Here is a 21557-nt window from a genome sequence, read left to right as displayed (position 1 = left end):
GTTGTCGTTTATCCGATAATAGGCGGCTCTTTTATTTCAGGCTAAATAATGACCGATTACTTACTGCTCTTTGTCGGAACTGTGCTGGTTAATAACTTCGTACTGGTGAAGTTCCTTGGCCTGTGCCCGTTTATGGGGGTCTCCAAAAAGCTGGAGACGGCAATGGGCATGGGGCTGGCCACCACCTTCGTGATGACGATGGCCTCCATTTGCGCATGGCTGATTGATACCTGGATCCTGATCCCGCTGGACATGCTCTACCTGCGCACCTTGTCCTTTATTCTGGTCATTGCGGTGGTGGTGCAATTTACCGAAATGGTAGTGCGTAAAACCAGCCCTGCCCTGTATCGCCTGTTGGGTATTTTTCTGCCCCTCATCACCACCAACTGTGCTGTGCTGGGCGTGGCGCTGCTCAACATCAACCTTGGGCATAATTTCATGCAGTCGGCGCTGTACGGTTTTTCCGCGGCGGTCGGTTTCTCTTTTGTTATGGTCCTGTTCGCGTCGATTCGCGAGCGTCTGGCAGCGGCGGATATTCCCGCGCCGTTTCGCGGTAACGCCATCGCTCTGGTGACCGCAGGTTTAATGTCTCTGGCCTTTATGGGCTTTAGTGGTCTGGTGAAGTTGTAATGAGTGCTATCTGGATTGCCATCGCGTCCATCAGCGTACTGGGACTCGTCTTTGGCATCATTCTGGGTTATGCCTCCCGCCGGTTTGCGGTAGAGGACGATCCGGTGGTTGAAAAAATTGATGAGCTTTTGCCGCAGAGCCAATGTGGGCAGTGCGGCTACCCTGGCTGCCGTCCTTACGCTGAGGCGGTGGGCGTGCAGGGAGAAAAGATCAACCGCTGCGCGCCGGGTGGCGAAGCGGTCATGCTTAAAATAGCTGCCCTGCTGAACGTCGATCCGCAGCCTGTCGACGGCGATGAACAGGCGCAGGAGCCCGTTCGTGCCCTTGCTGTTATCGACGAAGCCAACTGCATCGGCTGCACCAAATGTATTCAGGCGTGCCCTGTCGACGCCATTGTAGGCGCAACCCGCGCCATGCACACCGTTGTGGCGGACCTGTGCACCGGCTGTAACCTCTGCGTGGCCCCCTGCCCGACGCAGTGTATAGAACTCCGCCCGGTTGAAACGACGACCGAAAGCTGGAAATGGGATCTTCAGACCATTCCGGTTCGCAATATTCCTGTGGAACAACATGCTTAAGTTATTTTCTGCTTTCAGAAAAGAGAAGATCTGGGACTTCGACGGCGGTATCCATCCCCCGGAAATGAAAACCCAGTCAAACGGTACGCCGCTGCGTCAAATTCCGCTGGCGACCCGCTACGTTATGCCATTGAAACAGCACATCGGCGCGGAAGGCGAGCTGTGCGTGAAAGAAGGCGATACCGTCCTTCGCGGCCAGCCGCTGACCTTTGGTCGTGGACGTATGTTGCCGATACATGCCCCGACTTCGGGCAAGGTGGTGGCTGTTGCCCCCCATACCGTTGCCCATCCCTCGGCGTTGTCTGAGCTGAGCGTCATCATTGAAGCCGATGGGGAAGATCGCTGGATCGATCGTGACGGCTGGAGCGATTACCGTTCCCGCAGCCGCGAAGCGCTGATTGAACGCATTCATCAGTTTGGCGTAGCAGGTCTTGGAGGCGCTGGCTTCCCGACCGGCGCCAAGCTTCACGGCGGCGGCGATAAAATCGAAACGCTGATTATTAACGCCGCCGAGTGCGAACCGTACATCACCGCCGATGATCGTCTGATGCAGGACTGTGCCGCGCAGGTGGTGGAAGGTATTCGCATTCTTGCGCATATCCTGCAACCCCGCGAAGTGCTGATCGGTATTGAGGACAATAAACCGCAGGCCATTTCGATGCTGCGCGCGGTGCTGGCGGACAGCCATGATATCGCCCTGCGCGTGATCCCAACCAAATACCCGTCCGGCGGGGCGAAGCAGCTGACGCAGATCCTGACCGGAAAACAGGTCCCCCATGGGGGCCGTTCGTCCGATATCGGCGTGCTGATGCAAAACGTGGGTACTGCCTACGCGGTGAAACGTGCGGTGATTGACGGCGAGCCATTGACCGAACGCGTCGTCACGCTGACCGGCGAGTCCGTCTCCCGTCCCGGCAACGTCTGGGCGCGTCTGGGTACGCCGGTGCATCATCTGCTGGAACAGGCTGACTTCTGCCCGGGGAGCGAGCAGATGGTCATTATGGGCGGCCCGCTGATGGGCTTTACCCTGCCGTGGCTGGATGTGCCAGTGGTGAAGATTACCAACTGCCTGCTCGCCCCTTCCCCAACGGAGATGGGCGAAACGCAGGAAGAGAAAGGTTGTATACGCTGTAGCGCCTGCGCGGATGCGTGTCCGGCAGACTTGCTGCCGCAGCAGTTGTACTGGTACAGCAAAGGCCAGCTGCACGATAAAGCCCAGGCGCATAACCTGGCTGACTGTATTGAATGCGGTGCCTGTGCCTGGGTCTGCCCAAGCAATATTCCGCTGGTGCAGTACTTCCGTCAGGAGAAAGCCGAAATCTACGCTATCTCCATGGAAGAAAAACGTGCCGCTGAAGCGAAGGCTCGCTTTGAAGCGCGCCAGGCGCGACTGGAGCGCGAGAAACAAGCCCGTCAGGAACGCCATAAGCAGGCTGCCGTGCAGCCTGCGGCGAAAGATCAGGATGCGATTAACGCTGCCCTCGCCCGTGTGCGGGAGAAGAACGCGACTGCCGCTCAGCCGGTAGCGATCGTGTCTGGCCAAAAGCCGGACAATAGCGAAGCGATTGCCGCCCGCGAAGCGCGTAAAGCCGAAGCGCGTGCACGTCAGGCGGAGAAGGCGCAAAACGCCAAACCGGAAGCCGACACAGACCCGCGTAAAGCGGCGGTGGAAGCGGCTATCGCCAGGGCAAAAGCCCGTAAAGCCGGTCAGCAGACAGTGGTGGTTGAACAGGAAGCGACCGATCCGCGCAAGGCGGCCGTTGAAGCCGCTATCGCCCGCGCCAAAGCACGTAAAGCGGCACAGCTTCAGCCTGCCGAAGAGAGTGAAGCGCCTGTCGACCCACGTAAAGCCGCCGTTGAAGCGGCCATCGCCCGTGCCAAAGCACGAAAAGCGGCACAGCAGGACGAACGGCCCGTGGCCGCCAACGACGATCCACGCAAAGCCGCAGTCGCCGCCGCGATTGCGCGTGTTCAGGCAAAGAAAGCCGCGCAGCAAGCCGTTAACGAGGATTAAATGGTTTTCAGAATTGCAAGTTCCCCTTATACCCATAACCAGCGCCAGACATCGCGTATTATGATGCTGGTGTGCCTGGCCGCGTTGCCAGGTATTGCCGTACAGTGTTGGTTTTTCGGCTGGGGTACGCTTTTCCAGTTAGTTCTGGGTTGCGCCAGTGCCGTCGCAGCGGAAGCAGCGATCCTGAAGCTGCGCAAAATGGAGGTGACTCGCATCCTGAGCGATAACTCCGCCCTGTTGACCGGCCTGTTGCTTGCCATCAGCATTCCCCCGTTCGCCCCGTGGTGGATGGTAGTATTGGGAACGGTATTTGCGGTGATCATCGCCAAGCAGCTGTACGGTGGGCTGGGCCATAACCCGTTTAACCCGGCAATGATTGGTTACGTGGTGCTACTGATCTCCTTCCCGGTACAGATGACCAGCTGGCTGCCGCCGCATGAGATCGCCGCCACGGTGCCCGGCTTTATGGATGCCCTGAACGTTATCTTTACTGGCCACACCGCGATGGGCGCGGATATGAACGCGCTTCGCATGGGCGTGGATGGCATCAGCCAGGCCACCCCGCTCGATACCTTCAAAACCTCCCTGCGTGCCGGCCACAGCGTCGAGCAGGTGATGAAATCGTCTATTTACAGCGGCGTACTGGCGGGTGCGGGCTGGCAGTGGGTCAATCTGGCCTACCTGTTGGGCGGTGCCTTCCTGCTGCAACAAAAAGCGATCCGCTGGCATATTCCGGTGAGCTTCCTGGTGACGCTGGCCGTCTGTTCAACGCTCGGCTGGGTCATCTCACCTGAGTCACTGGCCAGCCCGCAGCTCCATCTGCTCTCCGGCGCGACCATGCTCGGGGCATTCTTTATTCTGACCGATCCGGTCACCGCCTCTACCACCAACCGAGGTCGTCTGATTTTCGGCGCGCTGGCGGGCTTGCTGGTCTGGCTTATTCGCAGCTTTGGTGGCTATCCGGACGGCGTGGCATTTGCCGTACTGCTGGCTAACATCACCGTTCCGCTCATCGACTACTACACGCGTCCACGCGTGTACGGTCATCGCTAAGGGTTACGCCATGCTAAAGACTATGCAAAAACACGGCGTCACGCTGGCGATCTTCGCCGCCGCCCTCACCGGGCTGACCGCGCTGGTAAATGAACTGACGAAAAGCACCATTGAAGAGCAGGCAATGAAGCAGCAAAAGGCGTTGTTCGATCAGGTGATCCCATCAGACTTCTATGATAATGACCTGCAAAAAAGCTGCTTTGTCGTGCAGACCCCGCAGCTCGGTAAAGGAACCCACCGCGTTTATATTGCCCTTAAGGGCGAAAACCCGGTGGGTGCCATCATGGAAGCCACCGCGCCGGACGGTTACTCTGGCGCAATTCAGCTGCTGGTAGGCAGCGATTTTTCCGGCACCGTGCTGGGTACGCGCGTGACGGAACATCACGAAACGCCGGGCCTTGGCGACAAAATTGAAACACGCCTGAGCGACTGGATTTTACACTTTGCCGGTAAGATGATTCATGGCGAGGACGATCCTGCTTTCGCGGTGAAAAAAGATGGCGGTGAGTTTGACCAGTTCACGGGCGCCACGATTACGCCCCGCGCGGTCGTCAACGCCGTCAAACGCGCCGGTCTGTATGCCGAAACGCTGCCCGCGCAGATCAATCATCTTTCCGCCTGTGAGGAGTGACCATGAGCCAGGTTAAAGAGGTTATCGTCCAGGGACTCTGGAAGAACAACTCGGCATTGGTACAGCTGTTGGGATTGTGCCCGCTGCTGGCGGTGACGTCTACCGCCACCAACGCGCTCGGGCTGGGGCTGGCGACCACGCTGGTGCTGACCCTGACCAACTTCTCCATTTCTGTTTTGCGCCGCTGGACGCCATCGGAAATCCGTATTCCGATTTATGTCATGATCATTGCATCGGTGGTCAGCGTCGTGCAAATGCTGATTAACGCCTACGCATTTGGCCTGTACCAGTCGCTCGGGATCTTCATTCCGCTTATCGTGACTAACTGTATTGTCGTGGGACGCGCTGAAGCCTTCGCGGTGAAAAACAACCCGGCAATTTCCGCGCTGGATGGGTTTTCCATCGGCATGGGCGCGACTGCCGCCATGTTCGTCCTCGGCTCTCTGCGTGAAATTCTGGGCAACGGTACGCTCTTCGACGGTGCGGACGCGCTGCTTGGCGGCTGGGCGAAATCGCTGCGTATCGAGGTGTTCCATACGGACACCCCGTTCCTGCTGGCCATGCTACCGCCAGGCGCCTTCATTGGCCTTGGGATGATGCTGGCGTTAAAATACCTGATTGATGAAAAACGTAAACGCCGCGCCGCTGAACGCAGCGTACAGGAAGGGATCCCCGAGAAAGCAGTATGAATAAAGAGAAACGCATTGCGATCCTGACGCGCCTGCGCGATGAGAATCCTCATCCAACGACAGAGCTGAATTTTAACTCGCCGTTTGAACTGTTGATCGCGGTGCTGCTCTCTGCGCAGGCCACTGACGTAAGCGTCAACAAAGCCACGGCCCTGCTCTACCCTGTCGCCAATACGCCGCAGGCTATGCTGGAGCTGGGGGTTGAAGGGGTAAAATCCTATATCAAGACCATCGGCCTGTTTAACAGTAAGGCCGAAAACGTCATTAAGACCTGCCGGATCCTGCTTGATCAGCACGGCGGTGAAGTCCCGGAAGATCGCGCAGCGCTGGAAGCGTTGCCAGGCGTCGGGCGTAAAACGGCAAATGTCGTGCTCAACACGGCGTTTGGCTGGCCGACGATCGCCGTGGACACTCACATCTTCCGCGTTTCTAATCGCACCCGGTTCGCGCCGGGTAAAAACGTGGAAGAGGTGGAAGAAAAGCTATTAAAAGTGGTCCCTGCGGAATTTAAGGTGGATTGCCATCACTGGCTAATCCTTCACGGGCGCTATACCTGTATTGCACGTAAGCCACGCTGCGGCTCCTGCATTATCGAAGATCTCTGTGAATACAAAGAAAAAGTCTATCCCTGAAGGTACATCCACTTGTTACTGTTCAAGCCCTTAGATTAAACAAGGGCTCTGATATCTTCTCCCTTGGCCGTAATTTTCCCTCTCATTGTCCATAAAGTGTTGTCGATTCTGCGGATATTTAACACTCAAACAGGTTAATAGTTTTTTCATCACCAAAAATTTCTATACATCTGTGATCGCGATCACTCTGATAACTTGATGTTGGATTTTTGTTGTTAAAAGCCTCTCCACGCCTTTGCCAGACAAGATCTCATCCTTTACTCACCGCATATAAGACCAGTCATTTTTCAGAATATGGGCTATATCACTGCCTTTCACCCAAAATAGCAGAACATATCGCCATACAGCCATTCATCAGGGTCATTTACAGTGAAAAAAACCACCAATTCTCAACGGATGAAATTTAACGCTGCATAACATTTGCGTGAACCGATGATTATACCGCCACAGTTATATGTAACAGATTATTACAAACGTATTGCCAGATGGGGCTGGATAGTGAACATTACCCGCCGTTTCCCCTCCCAATATAACTATAAAGCGGATGGACTACGGTCATCACGCTATGAACACCCCCGTTAATATGGGATGTAAAAAAAGAGGTATATGTGTCTACTGCAAACAATAAACCAACAGATGAGAGCGTAAGTCTTAACGCTTTCAAACAGCCTAAAGCGTTCTATCTCATTTTCTCTATCGAATTATGGGAGCGTTTTGGCTACTACGGCCTGCAAGGGATTATGGCCGTTTACCTGGTTAAGCAACTGGGTATGTCCGAAGCCGATTCCATCACGCTGTTCTCGTCCTTCAGCGCTCTGGTCTATGGCCTGGTCGCCATCGGCGGCTGGTTAGGCGATAAAGTCCTCGGTACGAAACGTGTCATTATGCTGGGCGCCGTGGTTCTGGCGATTGGCTATGGTCTGGTTGCATGGTCCGGGCACGATGCGGGCGTGGTATACATGGGCATGGCTACCATCGCGGTAGGTAACGGCCTCTTTAAGGCTAACCCGTCCTCCCTGCTTTCTACCTGCTACAACAAAGATGATCCGCGTCTGGACGGTGCATTTACCATGTACTACATGTCCATCAACATCGGTTCATTCTTCTCTATGCTGGCAACCCCATGGCTGGCCGCGAAATTCGGCTGGAGCGTAGCGTTTGCGCTGAGCTTCGTGGGTATGCTGATCACCGTTGTGAACTTCCTGTTCTGTCGCAGCTGGGTTAAAGATTATGGTTCTAAACCAGACTTCGAACCCGTGCATATGGGCAAACTGCTGGCAACCATCGTCGGCATTGTGATCCTGGCCGCTGTCGCGACCTGGCTGCTGCACAACCAGGGTATTGCACGTGCCGTACTGGCCGTGGTTGCGCTGGGTATCGTGATTATCTTCGCTAAAGAAGCCTTCGCGATGCAGGGTGCGGCACGTCGTAAGATGATTGTGGCGTTCATCCTGATGCTGGAAGCGATTATCTTCTTCGTCCTGTACAGCCAGATGCCAACGTCCCTAAACTTCTTCGCAATCCGCAACGTTGAGCACTCCATCCTGGGTATCGCGTTCGAGCCGGAGCAGTACCAGGCACTGAACCCGTTCTGGATCATGATTGGTAGCCCGATTCTGGCCGCTATCTATAACAAGATGGGCGACCGTCTGCCGATGCCGCACAAGTTCGCTATCGGTATGGTGCTGTGCTCTGGCGCATTCCTGGTGCTGCCGCTGGGGACGAAATTCGCGACCGACGCGGGTATCGTGTCTGTTAACTGGCTGATCCTGAGCTATGCGCTGCAATCCATCGGTGAACTGATGATCTCCGGTCTGGGCCTGGCGATGGTTGCACAGCTGGTCCCTCAGCGTCTGATGGGCTTCATCATGGGTAGCTGGTTCCTGACGACCGCTGGCGCAGCCATCATTGCAGGTAAGATTGCGAACCTGATGGCGGTACCGGACAACGTTACCGACCCGCTGGTCTCCCTGAACGTCTACGGCACCGTGTTCATGCAAATTGGTATCGCGACAGCCGTAATTGCCGTGCTGATGCTGCTCACCGCACCAAAACTCAATCGTATGACGCAGGACGACGACAAATCCGCTAAAGCGATCAACACCGCGAACGCGTAATGTCATCGGGAAACGACTGAACAGAAGCCGCTAATTGATTAGCGGCTTTTTTTTTATCTGAACGCGCACTAACATAGCGGGAACCTCAGCAAAAAGGAGTTACCGATGAAACTGTTCTATAAACCGGGCGCCTGCTCTCTTGCTTCGCATATCACCCTTCGCGAGAGCGGTAAGGATTTCACGCTGGACGGCGTTGACCTGATGAAAAAGCGCCTGGAAAACGGGGGTGACTTTTTTGCGATTAACCCAAAAGGGCAGGTTCCGGCCCTGCTGCTGGACGATGGCACCCTGCTGACCGAAGGGGTGGCGATTATGCAGTACCTGGCCGACAACGTGCCTGATCGTCAGCTGCTGGCACCAACAGGCAGTATCTCTCGCTATAAAACCCTTGAGTGGCTTAACTACATCGCGACCGAGCTGCACAAAGGCTTTACGCCGCTGTTCCGCCCGGATACTCCTGAAGAGTACAAACCGACCGTACGTGCGTTGCTTGAGAAAAAGATGCAGTACATTAATGAATCACTGAAAGACGATCAGTGGATCTGCGGTGCGCGTTTCACTATTGCTGATGCGTATCTGTTTACCGTTCTGCGCTGGGCGCGCGCGGTGAAGCTGAACCTGGAAGGATTAGATCATATTGCGTCGTATATGGAACGCGTAGCGGCACGCCCTGCGGTTGCAGCGGCGCTGAAGGCAGAAGGGTTGAATTAATCCGAGCGCGCTGTATTGCCGGGTGGCGCTGCGCTTACCCGGCCTACACTATCCCTGCTCTTACAATTGGGTTGCGCTGAAATAATGCTCGGGCTTCGCGATGCGATCCTGCGCCGCAACCACCTGTAGCTCATATTCCTGCATCGTCTTCGTCGCAATCATGATTTCATAAACGGCTGCGGTGACGTGCTCCAGCGCATCGCGCAGGCTTGCGCTCTGCAATAGCTTCACCAGCAGCAAACCGCTGGTCACATCCCCAACCCCGACAGGCTGACGTGTACCGAAATCCACCAGCGGTCGACTGATGTGCCAGGCTTCGTCCTTGGTCACCAGCAGCATCTCAAAACGGTCCTGGCTCACCCCTGCGCGTGCCAGGTGCTTAACCAGCACAATCTCTGGCCCCTGGGCGAGGAGCTCGCGAGAGGCGCGTACAGCCTCTTCTACGCTGTTGACTGGATGCTCGCACAGGATCTCAAGTTCAATCAGGTTGGGCGCAATAATATCGCTGGCAGGCAATGCATGACGGACATGAAACTCCGCAACGCCCGGCGCGACGATGCAGCCTTTTTCCGGATGTCCCATCACCGGATCGCAGAAATATTTCGCCGCGGGGTTTGCCGCTTTCACCTGGCGCACAATGCCGAGGATATGTTCCCCCTGCTCCGCCGAACCCAGATAACCGCTCAGTACGGCATCGCAGCGTTTAAGCTGGTCGATATCCGCAATCCCCTGAACGATCTCCGTCAGATGCGACGGCGGCATCACGCAGCCGGTCCATTTACCGTACTGGGTGTGATTCGAGAACTGAACGGTATTGAGGGGCCAGACGTTGGCCCCGAGGCGGCGCATCGGGAATTCCGCAGCGCTGTTGCCAGCATGTCCAAAAACAACGTGGGACTGAATGGCGAGGATGTTCTTCATGTTGTACTTACCAAACCCTGTCAAAACAAAAGGGGCGTGGTTTCCCACGCCCCTGCGTACTTTTAATTACTTCCAGCAGACCAGACAGTAATTTTTCTTACCGCGACGCAGCAGCGTGTAGCGACCATAGAGACGGTCGTTCTCGGTAAAGGTGTATTCCGGATCGGCCTGTTTTTCGCCATTAATGGTGATCGCGTTAGAGGCGATGGTTTTACGCGCCTGACCGCGAGACGGCTGGAGCTCGGAGTCCACCAGCGCCTGCATCAGATCGGCGCCTTTTTCCATCTCCACCATCGGCACGCCATCCTGAGCAAGCTGTTCGAAGTCCGCTTCGCTTAAATCGCTCAGGGTCCCGTTGAACAGGCTCGCCGTAATGCGTTTCGCCGCTGCCAGACCTTCTTCACCATGAACCAGTTTAGTCACTTCGTCGGCCAGCACATACTGGGCGCGCGGTGCTTTACCGCTGTTCTTGTCTTCTTCTTCCAGCGCATTGATTTCTTCGATATCCATAAAGGTGAAGAATTTCAGGAAGCGATAAACGTCGGCATCCGCCGTGTTGATCCAGAACTGGTAGAATTTGTACGGGCTGGTTTTCTTCGGATCCAGCCATACTGCGCCGCCTTCGGTTTTACCAAACTTGGTACCGTCTGCTTTGGTGATCAGCGGCACGGTCAGACCAAACACCTGATTCTGGTGAAGACGACGGGTCAGATCGATACCGGAGGTGATGTTACCCCACTGGTCAGAACCGCCAATTTGCAGCGACACGCCGTGCAGCTTGTTCAGGCAGGCGAAGTCATACCCCTGCAACAGGTTGTAGGAGAACTCGGTGAAAGAGATACCCTGATCGTCACGGTTAAGACGCTGCTTGACCGCTTCTTTGTTAATCATCTGGTTAACAGAGAAGTGTTTACCGATGTCACGCAGGAACGTCAGCACGTTCATGCCACCAAACCAGTCGTAGTTGTTCGCCGCAATCGCAGCGTTGTCACCACAGTTGAAATCCAGGAACGGTGCAACCTGTTTACGGATCTTATCCACCCACTCCTGCACGGTGTCTTCGGTATTCAGCTTACGCTCAGCGGCTTTGAAACTTGGGTCGCCAATCAGACCAGTCGCACCGCCAACCAGGGCAACAGGCTTATGACCCGCCATCTGGAAGCGTTTCAGGCATAACAATGGAACAAGATGCCCCAAATGCAAGCTGTCAGCGGTGGGATCGAAGCCGCAATAGAGCGCGATCGGGCCTTGCGCCAGTCGCTCTGCTAACGCTTCCTCGTCCGTCACCTGGGCCACCAGGCCCCGCTCTTGCAATTGTTTAATCAAGTTACTGCTTGCCATCAAATTCTCCATGTATAAACGACTGCACCTTTGCCGGTACACGACTTTTCGCCTGATGCGAAAGGACCATAGAATAAAGCGCCAGCGCGGTGTGCGCTAGCGCTTAAATCAACAAATTTTGGGGATTACGGTGCCAGTCGGTCTATTTTCCAGCCACCGTTGTCGCGCTGGTATAAAAAGCGATCGTGCAGGCGGTGCTCACCGCCCTGCCAGAATTCCATCTGCTCAATGGGGATGCGGAACCCGCCCCAGAAACTCGGCAGCGGCACTTCACCCTGCTGAAACTTCTGTTTGAGTTCGAGGAATTTACTTTCAAGTACGCCGCGGGCCGAGATTCGGCTGGACTGTTTAGAAACCCAGGCGCCAATCTGACTGTCGCGCGGTCGGCTGTGGAAATATTTCACCACTTCGAGCGTAGAGAGGCGCTCTGCCTTGCCGGTAACCATCACCTGGCGCTCAAGCATATGCCACGGGAAGAGCAGGCTAATACGCGGATTATTTTCAAGGTGATGCGCTTTACGACTGCCAAGGTTGGTGTAGAACACCAGCCCTTTCTCGTCATAATGCTTAAGAAGAACGATGCGTTGATACGGCTGACCGTTTTCATCAACCGTGGCAACGACCATCGCCGTCGGGTCGGCCAGTTTCGCTTCGCAGGCCTGTTTCAGCCAGCGTTCAAAAAGCACCAGCGGTTCGGCGGGAAGATCCTGGCGGCGCAGACCGCCTTTGGTGTATTCACGGCGCAGATGCGCAATTTGCTGTAGTTCGTCGTTATCTGACATGGCGTTAGCTGAAAGTAAGGTTGGGTGGCGCTATTGTGCGCGCCCCCTTCAAAAATCTCAACGCTTCGGATTTTCCAGCTGACAATTGTTCAGCACAATGCGGTCTCGCTTATAGACGGTGGCGCTGTCACCTTTTGACCAGAAGACGTAGATCCCATCCGTGTAACGCGCCCCGGAGGCGGACATCCCCTGCTTCAGCGTCAACAACTTATTGTCATAAACAAAGCTGGCTTCCTGGCGAGTGTTGTTCAGCTTCACCGTCAGCGGTTTTTCATCACAACGATATTCCAGCGTATCGGTTTGCATACGCTCAACGAACTGGTTATAGACGCTGCATCCGGTCATAAGAAAAGGTACAGCAATGAGAAGAAGTTTTTTCATGGGCAGATTCCGAAGACTATCCTGGTCCTGGAGGGCCTAACCGCCCTCCTGTTTTTCCCTATTTTACGGGTTATGCCTCCCGCTGAATTTCAGTTAACTCTGATTATGGCGCGGATTTGCCGGGAAAATAGCACCGAGGACGCTCGCCTCCCGCGCACCGGTTACGGAGGGTAAATTCCCGGGCAGACCGGCAACCGTACGCCAGGCAAGCCAGGCGAAGGCCAGCGCTTCCATGTCGTCTCCGCTGATCCCGGCTTCGTCAGTGGTCGTGACTTCGGTGCCCGGCAGCAGGGCGGCGAGGCGTGCCATCAGGAGCGGGTTGCGGCTTCCGCCTCCGCATACCAGCAGACGCTCGCACCCGCCGCTGAGCAACACCTGTTCAGAAATCGACACGGCGGTAAGCTCAGTCAGCGTAGCCTGCACATCCTGAGGCGCAAGGCCGGGGAAGCGTGCCAGATGACGTTCAAGCCAGCCGTAGTTGAAATACTCTCGCCCCGTGCTTTTCGGCGCGGGCAGGGCAAAGAATGGATCGCTTAACAGGGCTTGCAGCAAGGGAAGGATCACTTTCCCCTGACTGGCCCACTGCGCGTCTTTGTCGTAGGGTTTACCGTTCTGACGCCAGATCCAGGCATCCATCAGCATATTACCGGGCCCGGTATCGTATCCACGCACGGGCTGCCCGGGAATGAGCATCGACAGGTTGGCAATCCCTCCAATGTTCAGGACCATTCTGCGCTCCACCGGGTGCGCCAGCAGCGCCTGATGAAATGCCGGAACCAGCGGCGCCCCCTGCCCGCCGAGGGCCATATCGCGACGACGGAAATCCCCCACCACCGTCACGCCGGTTTTTGCCACAATCTGGTTATTATCGCCAATTTGCATCGTGTGCGGCGCCTCGCCGACAGGTTCATGCCAGACGGTCTGCCCATGGCAGCCTATTGCCACGACATCCTGCGGATGAAGTCTTTCTTGCTGCATCAGAGCCAGTACCGCATCAGCAAACAGCGCCCCCAGACGCACATCCAGTTGGCCCAGTTGGGAAAGCGTCAGCTGTTGCCCCTGGCAGATGCTCAGGATCTCTTCTTTTAACGAGACCGGAATAGGCCAGGTCAGGCTTGCCTGCTGCGCCACCATGTTTTCATCAATGGCGGCCAGAACGACATCCACACCGTCAAGACTGGTACCAGACATCACACCGATATAGCGACCCGATTTCATGCGCTTTCCTTACGTTACATGGGCTAAGTGCAACCACTCCATCATAAATAACGCTGCTTTGCTATCCGGTGATAATATTTTTTAACAATCTCAGACCTGTAGCACAGACGGTTTTTGTTTATGTCCCGTTAAGCCCCGTTCAGGTAAAATTTATCTATTCGGCATGCAAAGATATGAACTGTGGTCAGGAATGCCATATAATTTAGCCATAACGGATGCCCCAACCGGGCGTTTTTTGGTGAACAGGAGAGTCAAATGATTTTACGTGTACTGGGCGTTTCGCTGATTGGTTTAACACTGGCGGGTTGTGTGAACGACAATTCACTCTCCGGCGACGTATATAGTGCTTCTGAAGCTAAACAGGTACAGAACGTGACCTACGGTACTATCGTTAATGCCCGTCCTGTTCAGATTCAGGGTGGTGATGACACGAACGTCGTGGGCGCAATCGGTGGTGCTGTGCTGGGTGGTTTCCTGGGTAACACCATTGGTGGCGGCACCGGTCGCTCTCTGGCTACCGCAGCAGGCGCAGTTGCAGGCGGCGTAGCGGGTCAGGGCGTTCAGGGTGCGATGAACAAAACTCAGGGCGTTGAGCTGGAAATCCGTAAAGACGATGGCAGCACCATTATGGTTGTGCAGAAACAGGGTAATACTCGCTTTTCTGCAGGCCAGCGTGTTGTACTGGCAAGCAACGGTAGCCAGGTCACCGTCTCCCCGCGTTAATATCCCGACGGATGCGGTCCTTTCGGGCCGCATCCATTTACAAAAACTATCATTTTAAAAAATGTATTTATAAAAATACATTCACACGGCGTATAATTAATTCCCTCTGATATTGTTCCTGCGCAAAGTATTTTTTATTTCCCTCCTTTAGACTCGTCTGATTCTCTTTTTCCTCTTTTTAATTTTTTAACATTCTATGCTTGCGAACTGTCGATTTGTAATGAACCGCTTTGTGGCCTTTGCACTTGGGTGCATTTTTATCATTGCCGTGTTACAAGGTTGTTTTATAAAACTTGTTGAATGGGTTCCTTCATTCTCTCCGCTATTTTTCCCTACGCTCACTATTTTTCTTCTGGTATTCCATCTGTTTATCGCCTGTTTTATGGCAATGAAATACTGGTGTGATAAAAAACGGCTATATCTCGTTCCGATTGCGTCAGCCTTTGCCGGTTCAGCACTGCTGATGGTGGGTACGCTATCCAGTTTTCCAGGCTGGCTGGATCTCTATCAGTTCAACGAGGCGAACTATAATGACGCGATGATCTTTTATATGTTCCGACACCTCTTAATGGCGGTGCTCATGATGGCCTCAGCCTTACTTTATACGCTTCGCGTTTCCCCCCTTTCACGAAGCACCCACATCGGTATTGTTGTCGGATCGGCTCTCTTTACGGGCTGCATGCTTTGGCTGGCGTGGTTCTATTCCAGCCATTCCACGACGTTAACCCTGGATCTTGTGGATAATGAAACCCGGCAGTTCATGATTCTCTGGAGCCAGACCATCAACATCATTTTGGTCATTCTTTGGGTTGTCACATTAATCACCCTGATGGTCGTGACCCGGATAAAAAATTTGTTCTGGGCGGGCGGCAATTTTTTATGCGTCTGTTATGTCGTCACGCTGTTAATGCTGTTGTTAGGTGGATACGTAGAAGATGTATCATGGTACCGCGCCCGGTTATTCGAAACTGTCGCGACATTAATGATTATTTTCATTTTGCTTTCCGACGTCTTTAATTTGTATCGTGACTCGCACGTCAAATACCAGCAGTCATATCAAAATTCAATCCGCGACCCGCTTACCCGTCTTTATAATCGCAGCTATTTTTATGATTCATTAAACTATGCCCTCAGCTCTGCAACGGAGGCACACCCGGTATCGGTGGTGGTAAGCGACCTTGACCGTTTCAAACGTATCAACGACTGTTACGGGCATTTGCAGGGCGATAAGGTATTACAGTTCGTCTCTAATCTGCTGACGGATTCCGTGCGCCCCCAGGATATCGCGGCCCGAATCGGTGGTGAAGAGTTTGTGTTGATGCTGACAAATACCCCTTCAGACGCCGCGCGGCAGGTGGCCGAGCGCATTCGCCTCAAGCTGAGCGGGTTTGATAAAGCCAGCAGCGGCGGTCATCTGCCGGAACCCATTACCATCAGCATGGGCGTATTCACCGCAACCTCGCCGGAAACCAGTGCGGAAACCTGCGTGGAGAGCGCGGATAAAGCCATGTATGAGGCAAAAGAGACAGGGCGCAACCGGGTGGTGGTGTTCAGATAATAAGAAAGGCCTTGATTTCGCAAGGCCTTTACCTTCGGTCAGTCGCGAGACTGCAGATCGTGGATGTTCTGCTCAAGACGGGCGATGAGTCCTATCAGCATCTCCAGCTCAGCGGGGGAAATACCTTCAAGGATCTCCCCACGCGTTTTACTGATGACAGCTTCCATCTCAGTAATAATCGGGGCCGCTTTTTCCGTCAATTTGATCCGCTTGGCGCGACGGTCGCTGGCGCAGGTTTGTCGGGAGATAAGTCCCTTCTCTTCCAGTTGGTCAAGAGTGCGCACCAGTGACGGCTGCTCAATGCCAATCGCTTTTGCCAGTTGGATCTGTGACTGGTCGGGCGGGAGCTGATGAATGTTATGCAGCGTAACCCAGTGCGTCTGCGTGAGTTCCAGAGGTTTCAGGCGATGGTCAATCAGAGCACGCCAGATGCGTACCAACCTTGCCAGATCAGAACCTAATGGCGATTCCAATTTCATCTCCTTATAATTAGCTTGCTAAGTGATTATAGTGATTTTAGAATAGTTTGCAGTATTTGTATTGCCAAAACAAATGCAATCACGGTATTCATCATTCCTGAAAGGATGATTTACACTGAACGGTAATGCGCCATCGCATTGAAATATGCCATTGTGGCCCTCACCCCACTGCAAAGGATCACTGCTTGTGACGTTCTTTTCCCTCTCCGCAGGGTTGCCCCTCCAGGATCTGATTGTCGGCGCATCGGTCTACTTTCCGCCACTGTTTAAAGCCGTGATGGTCGGTTTTGTGATCTGGCTCATTGCGCATCGTCTGCTGCGCGACTGGATGTATTCCGGTGAAATCTGGCACCCGATGTTAATGGATCTCTCCCTGTTTACCCTTTCCGTCTGTCTTGGCCATGCCGTGTTAACCGTGTGGTGAGAATAGCATTGAAAACGTTAAAATATTTTTCCACTCTTTTCGTTTTAGCGCTGGCGCTTATGGCCGGCTGGTGGCTCTGGAATTATTACATGCAGTCGCCCTGGACGCGTGACGGCAAGATCCGCGCAGAACAGGTCAGCATCACGCCACAGGTGTCCGGCAGTATCAGCGCGCTGCTGGTGAAGGACAACCAGTTCGTTCATGCGGGCGATGTGTTATTCCGCATCGATGAGACCCCTTTCCACATTGCGGTGCTCAATGCCCAGGCGCAGCTCGCAAAAGCTCAATCAGATCTGGCAAAAGCCAATAACGAAGCCGAACGTCGCCGACATCTGTCGAGGAATTACATCTCTGCGGAAGATCTCGATACCGCCAATATCAATGTAAAAGCCATGCAGGCCAGCCTGAAGGTTGCAGAGGCAACGCTGAAACAGGCCGAGTGGCAACTGACCCAGACCGTTGTCAAAGCTCCGGTGGATGGATGGATCACGAGCCTGTCGACCCGTGTGGGGGATTACGCCACCACAGGCCAGCCGGTCTTTGCCCTGGTAGATAGCCACTCTTTCTATGTTGTAGGTTATTTTGAAGAGACCAAGCTGCGCCATATCCGCGAGGGTGCGCCTGCCCGGATCACGCTTTACAGCGGTGCAGAAAAGTTACAGGGTCACGTTAGCAGTATAGGTCGGGCAATTTACGATCAGAGCGTGGAAACCGATTCTGGTCTGGTGCCTGACATCAAACCCAACGTACCGTGGGTGCGTCTGGCTCAGCGGGTGCCTGTTCGCGTCGAGTTAGAGCAACTGCCGAAAGACATTACTCTGGTCTCTGGCACAACCTGCACCGTCGCCATCGGATCGCGATGATGAACCTGGGAGCTTTCTCCTGGCGCAATACGCCGTGGATAAAAGCGACACGGCCGCAGTGGCGTTACGCGCTGCGTAACGGCATCGCCATGTGCCTTGCGCTTACGGTTGCCTATTATCTGAATCTGGATGAGCCTTACTGGGCGATGACCTCTGCGGCGGTCGTCAGCTTCCCTACCGTCGGGGGCGTTATCAGTAAAAGCCTCGGGCGCGTGGCGGGTAGCCTGCTGGGTGCGACCGCTGCACTGCTTCTTGCCGGCCATACCCTGAACGATCCCTGGCTCTTTCTGTTAAGCATGTCGGCATGGCTGGGGCTGTGCACCTGGGCCTGCGCCCATTTTACCAACAACGTTGCGTACGCGTTTCAACTGGCAGGTTACACCGCAGCCATTATCGCCTTTCCGGTCGTCAACGTGCTGGATACCACCGAGCTATGGGACATCGCCCAGGCACGCGTATGTGAAGTGATGGTCGGCATTCTGTGCGGCGGCGTCATGATGATGATCCTGCCCAGCACCTCGGATGGCACTACGCTTATCACCGCCCTTAAAACGATGCACGCGCGTTTGCTGGAGCATGCCAGCCTGCTCTGGCAGCCTGATAGCAGCGATAACATCCGTCTAGCACACGAAAAGGTCATCGGCCAGATCCTGACCATGAATCTGCTGCGCATCCAGGCATTCTGGAGCCACTACCGTTTTCGTCGCCAGAACACGCTCCTGAACTATTTACTGCACCAGCAATTGCGGATGACGAGTGCGATCTCAAGCCTTCGCCGGATGTTGCTGAACTGGCCTGCGCCGCCAGCCCATACCCGGGAAGTTATCGAGGCGCTTCTCGCCGCCCTTGCGCGTCCGGATGCCGATATCTATACCGTGGCCCGCATTATCGCGCCGCTCGCCCCAACGGATGAATATGATTACCGGCACCGCGCCTTCTGGCAGCGTCTGAACTATTTCTGCCGCCTGTATCTGCGCAGCAGCCGCTGGTTAAAAGCCGTCGAAAATGCCACGCCCGTCACCGAATTTTCCGTTCCCGGTAGCCCAGCTCTGGCGCGCCATACCGACGCAATGGAGGCGCTGTGGAGCGGTTTTCGTACGTTTTGCGCGTTGACGGCCGTGGGCGCATGGGCCATCACCACGCAATGGGATGCGGGCAGTGCAGCCCTGACGCTTGCGGCAATCAGCTGCGTGCTCTATTCCGTCGCAGCTTCCCCGTTTAATTCCCTGACGCTTCTGCTGCGTACGCTGGTACTGCTGTCGCTGTTCAGTTTCGTGGTGAAATTTGGTTTGATGGTGCAGATAACCGACCTCTGGCAATTTCTGCTGTTTCTGTTCCCGCTGTTAACCACCATGCAGTTGCTCAAACTGCAAATGCCAAAACTGGCCGGTCTGTGGGGTCAGTTGATTGTTTTTATGGGCTCATTTATCTCTGTAACGAATCCTCCGATTTACGATTACGCTGATTTTCTCAACGATAACATGGCGAAGATCCTCGGCGTGGGGCTGGCGTGGCTGGCTTTCGCCGTGCTACGCCCGGGCTCGGATGCGCGTAAAAGCCGCAGGCATATTCGTGAGCTGCGCAGGGGTTTTGTCGATCAACTGAGCCGCAGGCCGCATCTGCGTGAAAGCGAGTATGAATCGCTGGTTTACCATCATGTCAGCCAGCTGAACAACAGCCAGGATTCCCTCTCCCGTCGCTGGCTACTGCGCTGGGGCGTGGTGCTGCTGAACTGTTCGCACGTGGTGTGGCAGCTGCGTGCCTGGGAGACGCGTTCCGACCCGCTTTCGCAGGTCCGCGATAATTGTATTTCCATGCTTCGCGATGTGATGAGCGAGCGCGGAGTTCAGCAACGCCCCCTGAGCGTCACGCTCGCCGAGCTTCAGCGTATTTGCGACGCTCTGGCGCACCACCATCAGCCTGCGGCCCGCGATCTGGCGTCCATTATCTGGCGGCTGCACTGCTCCCTGTCACAGCTTGAACAGGCGCCGCCACCCGGAACAATTGGCGATCAGATCACCCCGCAGGCATAGCGCGCCCCGCCGCCGCCAAGCGGTTTAGGTTGATCGGACATGTTATCGCCGCCCACATGGACCATCAGCGCCTTGCCTTTGACCTCGTCAATCTTTTTCAGCCGGGGCGCAACAACCGGATCGGTGGCTTTACCGTCGTTATTCACCACCAGCACCGGCAGATCGCCGAGGTGCCCCATACCTTCCGGGCCTTCATGCTTACCAGAGTTGTGCGGATCCAGATGCCCCCCAGCGGCCTCAGCGGCTGAAGGTTTCCCCTCTTTCATTGCAGGTTGACAGCTGCCTTTGGCATGAACGTGAAAACCATGTTCACCGGGTGGAAGGGCCTTGAGATCGGGAGCAAATTCCAGCCCTTTATCGGTTTCGGTGATTTTCACCGTCCCGATGGACTGGCCTACTCCCTGAGAAGTGACGAGATTCATTTCAACTTCTTCGCTGGCTGCCTGCGCTCCTGCGCAAACAACCAGCGTGACCACTGCCAGAGCAAAACGCTTCATATGACCTCCACGGGTTATTTTTTGCACCTTAAGTCTATACCAGAGGCGCAGATTTCACCGGAAAGTCAGACTCCACGCACTCAGGGTACGTCGTAGCCCAGAGCCGCCTTGCGGATGCGGAACCACTGCTGACGCGACATATCCAGCTCTTCAGCCACCAGCGCAGCGCGTACGCGCTCAATTTTGCCGGAGCCGATAATTGGCAGCGGTTTAGACGGCAGGCGCAGGATCCAGGCGTAAACCACCTGCTCGATGCTTTCCGCATTCAGTTCGCGGGCCACGGTTTCAAGCTCGTTACGCAGCGGCTGGAAGGCCTCATCGTTAAACAGGCGGCCGCCGCCGAGACAAGACCAGGCCATCGGACGAATGCGTAACTGTTGCAGCTGATCGAGCGTTCCGTCCAGCAGCAGCGGCTGGTGAACAGGCGAGATCTCCACCTGATTCGTCGCCAGCGTAAACGGCAGGCGAGACTGCAATAGCGCAAACTGTGCCGGGGTGAAGTTAGACACGCCAAAATGACGCACTTTGCCGCTCTGGTGTAGCGTCAGGAACGCTTCCGCAACCTCATCCGCATCCATCAATGGATCGGGACGGTGGATCAGCAGCAGGTCGATACGATCGGTGGCCAGGTTGACCAGTGACTGCTCAGCGCTTTTAACGATATGCGCGCTGTCAGTGATGTAATGCCCAAGTGCATGCTCCGGTTTTGCTGTGGTGGCAATACCGCATTTGGTCACAATCTCCATACGTTCACGCAGCGCTGGCGCACGCTTCAGCGCTTCGCCAAAAGCGGCCTCGCACTGATAGCCACCATAAATATCAGCGTGATCGACGGTGGTGATCCCGAGATCGAGATGCTCTTCTATAAAGTCCGCCAGCTGGACCGGAGACATATTCCAGTCCATAAGGCGCCAGTAGCCCATAACGAATCGGGAGAATTCCGGGCCCTGCGGGGCAAGGGTAATACGCTGAACCATAACATTTTCCTCAAGGAAGTCATGTCACCAGTATACGCAATTACCCTGCTAAAACAGTGAAGGTTGCTGAGGTTCTTCGGTTTCAACCGCTTTGTTTGCACGAATTTTGCGCAGCAGACGTTGTCGGCAGAGCCGTAAGACCTCCTGCTTTTGCGCGTCGCTGAAATTTTGCCAGTTAAAACGTTCATCGCGTGTGCGCATGCAGCCACGGCAGTATCCTCGTTCATCAACCTGGCAAATACCCCGGCACGGGCTCTGGACAGGGAAAAATTCCAGTTGCTCTGCCACACCTACCTCCAGAACGT

At 55.0% G+C, this 21557-nt stretch carries 23 protein-coding genes; 14 read left to right on the top strand and 9 right to left on the bottom strand.

The window, feature by feature from the left end:
- The first annotated feature begins 48 nt into the window (after positions 1-48).
- From rsxA to gstA, 9 genes are all read left to right on the top strand, one after another.
- Complete coding sequence (gene rsxA / locus CKK19_RS23805) at positions 49-630, top strand: electron transport complex subunit RsxA (protein WP_022647920.1); 582 nt, start codon at positions 49-51, stop codon at positions 628-630.
- Positions 630-1208, top strand: a complete 579-nt coding sequence (gene rsxB / locus CKK19_RS23800) for an electron transport complex subunit RsxB (RefSeq protein ID WP_015570664.1) — start codon at positions 630-632, stop codon at positions 1206-1208. The genes rsxA and rsxB overlap by 1 nt, the downstream gene beginning before the upstream one ends.
- A complete protein-coding gene (gene rsxC, locus CKK19_RS23795; RefSeq protein ID WP_063853897.1) occupies positions 1201-3222 on the top strand; it encodes an electron transport complex subunit RsxC in 2022 nt (673 codons plus the stop codon). Before rsxB ends, rsxC begins: the two co-directional genes overlap by 8 nt.
- Positions 3223-4275, top strand: coding sequence for an electron transport complex subunit RsxD (rsxD, locus tag CKK19_RS23790; RefSeq protein ID WP_022647918.1), 1053 nt, complete (start codon positions 3223-3225; stop codon positions 4273-4275).
- A gap of 10 nt (positions 4276-4285) precedes the next feature.
- Entirely contained in the window at positions 4286-4906 is a 621-nt protein-coding gene (rsxG, locus tag CKK19_RS23785) for an electron transport complex subunit RsxG (protein WP_063853898.1), read from the top strand.
- A 2-nt stretch (positions 4907-4908) separates the two neighbouring features.
- A complete protein-coding gene (locus CKK19_RS23780) occupies positions 4909-5595 on the top strand; it encodes an electron transport complex subunit E (protein WP_003857592.1) in 687 nt (228 codons plus the stop codon).
- Positions 5592-6227 (top strand): endonuclease III, encoded by a 636-nt coding sequence (nth, locus tag CKK19_RS23775; RefSeq protein WP_063853899.1) that lies wholly within the window; start codon positions 5592-5594, stop codon positions 6225-6227. Before CKK19_RS23780 ends, nth begins: the two co-directional genes overlap by 4 nt.
- 608 nt (positions 6228-6835) lie before the next feature.
- Complete coding sequence (gene dtpA / locus CKK19_RS23770) at positions 6836-8344, top strand: dipeptide/tripeptide permease DtpA (protein WP_022647916.1); 1509 nt, start codon at positions 6836-6838, stop codon at positions 8342-8344.
- Between the two features lie 105 nt (positions 8345-8449).
- Entirely contained in the window at positions 8450-9055 is a 606-nt protein-coding gene (gstA, locus tag CKK19_RS23765) for a glutathione transferase GstA (protein ID WP_045308481.1), read from the top strand.
- Positions 9056-9115: 60 nt separating this feature from the next.
- On the opposite strand, the gene pdxY is transcribed toward gstA, so the two are convergent.
- The 5 genes from pdxY to anmK all read right to left on the bottom strand — a co-directional run bounded on the left by pdxY (position 9116) and on the right by anmK (position 13698).
- The gene (pdxY, locus tag CKK19_RS23760; RefSeq protein WP_063853900.1) at positions 9116-9976 is read right to left on the bottom strand and encodes a pyridoxal kinase PdxY; all 861 of its coding nucleotides are present in this window, start codon (positions 9974-9976) and stop codon (positions 9116-9118) included.
- A 66-nt stretch (positions 9977-10042) separates the two neighbouring features.
- Complete coding sequence (gene tyrS / locus CKK19_RS23755) at positions 10043-11317, bottom strand: tyrosine--tRNA ligase (protein WP_022647913.1); 1275 nt, start codon at positions 11315-11317, stop codon at positions 10043-10045.
- Between the two features lie 125 nt (positions 11318-11442).
- Positions 11443-12099, bottom strand: coding sequence for a pyridoxamine 5'-phosphate oxidase (gene pdxH / locus CKK19_RS23750; protein WP_003857601.1), 657 nt, complete (start codon positions 12097-12099; stop codon positions 11443-11445).
- Between the two features lie 57 nt (positions 12100-12156).
- Positions 12157-12480: a C-type lysozyme inhibitor gene (mliC, locus tag CKK19_RS23745; protein WP_022647912.1), complete on the bottom strand. Its 324-nt coding sequence runs from the start codon at positions 12478-12480 to the stop codon at positions 12157-12159.
- Between the two features lie 93 nt (positions 12481-12573).
- Complete coding sequence (gene anmK / locus CKK19_RS23740) at positions 12574-13698, bottom strand: anhydro-N-acetylmuramic acid kinase (protein ID WP_032624364.1); 1125 nt, start codon at positions 13696-13698, stop codon at positions 12574-12576.
- A gap of 255 nt (positions 13699-13953) precedes the next feature.
- Between anmK and slyB the strand changes: the two genes are divergently transcribed.
- On the top strand, positions 13954-14421 hold the full coding sequence (gene slyB, locus CKK19_RS23735) for an outer membrane lipoprotein SlyB (protein ID WP_022647910.1): 468 nt from the start codon (positions 13954-13956) through the stop codon (positions 14419-14421).
- A 196-nt stretch (positions 14422-14617) separates the two neighbouring features.
- Positions 14618-15979, top strand: a complete 1362-nt coding sequence (locus CKK19_RS23730; protein WP_032671098.1) for a GGDEF domain-containing protein — start codon at positions 14618-14620, stop codon at positions 15977-15979.
- Positions 15980-16017: 38 nt separating this feature from the next.
- Here CKK19_RS23730 and slyA read toward each other — a convergent pair whose 3' ends face one another.
- Positions 16018-16458: a transcriptional regulator SlyA gene (gene slyA / locus CKK19_RS23725; RefSeq protein WP_032623345.1), complete on the bottom strand. Its 441-nt coding sequence runs from the start codon at positions 16456-16458 to the stop codon at positions 16018-16020.
- 187 nt (positions 16459-16645) lie between these two features.
- Between slyA and CKK19_RS23720 the strand changes: the two genes are divergently transcribed.
- The 3 genes from CKK19_RS23720 to CKK19_RS23710 are packed head-to-tail and all read left to right on the top strand — an operon-like array spanning position 16646 to position 19778.
- Positions 16646-16882 carry a DUF1656 domain-containing protein gene (locus tag CKK19_RS23720; RefSeq protein WP_063853901.1) on the top strand — a complete coding sequence of 79 codons (237 nt, stop codon included), beginning with the start codon at positions 16646-16648 and terminating at the stop codon, positions 16880-16882.
- Between the two features lie 2 nt (positions 16883-16884).
- The gene (locus CKK19_RS23715; RefSeq protein WP_038417029.1) at positions 16885-17745 is read left to right on the top strand and encodes an HlyD family secretion protein; all 861 of its coding nucleotides are present in this window, start codon (positions 16885-16887) and stop codon (positions 17743-17745) included.
- Positions 17745-19778 (top strand): FUSC family protein, encoded by a 2034-nt coding sequence (locus CKK19_RS23710; protein WP_063853921.1) that lies wholly within the window; start codon positions 17745-17747, stop codon positions 19776-19778. The genes CKK19_RS23715 and CKK19_RS23710 overlap by 1 nt, the downstream gene beginning before the upstream one ends.
- Here CKK19_RS23710 and sodC read toward each other — a convergent pair.
- The 3 genes from sodC to CKK19_RS23695 all read right to left on the bottom strand — a co-directional run bounded on the left by sodC (position 19757) and on the right by CKK19_RS23695 (position 21540).
- Positions 19757-20275 (bottom strand): superoxide dismutase [Cu-Zn] SodC, encoded by a 519-nt coding sequence (sodC, locus tag CKK19_RS23705; RefSeq protein WP_022647904.1) that lies wholly within the window; start codon positions 20273-20275, stop codon positions 19757-19759. The two genes, CKK19_RS23710 and sodC, sit on opposite strands and share 22 nt — an antisense overlap.
- Before the next feature lie 80 nt (positions 20276-20355).
- Complete coding sequence (locus CKK19_RS23700) at positions 20356-21252, bottom strand: aldo/keto reductase (protein WP_023299952.1); 897 nt, start codon at positions 21250-21252, stop codon at positions 20356-20358.
- A 48-nt stretch (positions 21253-21300) separates the two neighbouring features.
- Complete coding sequence (locus CKK19_RS23695) at positions 21301-21540, bottom strand: DUF1289 domain-containing protein (RefSeq protein WP_023299951.1); 240 nt, start codon at positions 21538-21540, stop codon at positions 21301-21303.
- Positions 21541-21557 lie beyond the last annotated feature (17 nt).

The organism is Enterobacter sp. CCUG 70166, from assembly GCF_020224095.1.
Classification (GTDB): domain Bacteria; phylum Pseudomonadota; class Gammaproteobacteria; order Enterobacterales; family Enterobacteriaceae; genus Enterobacter; species Enterobacter intestinihominis.
This window is presented reverse-complemented; position numbering and strand designations above follow the sequence as displayed.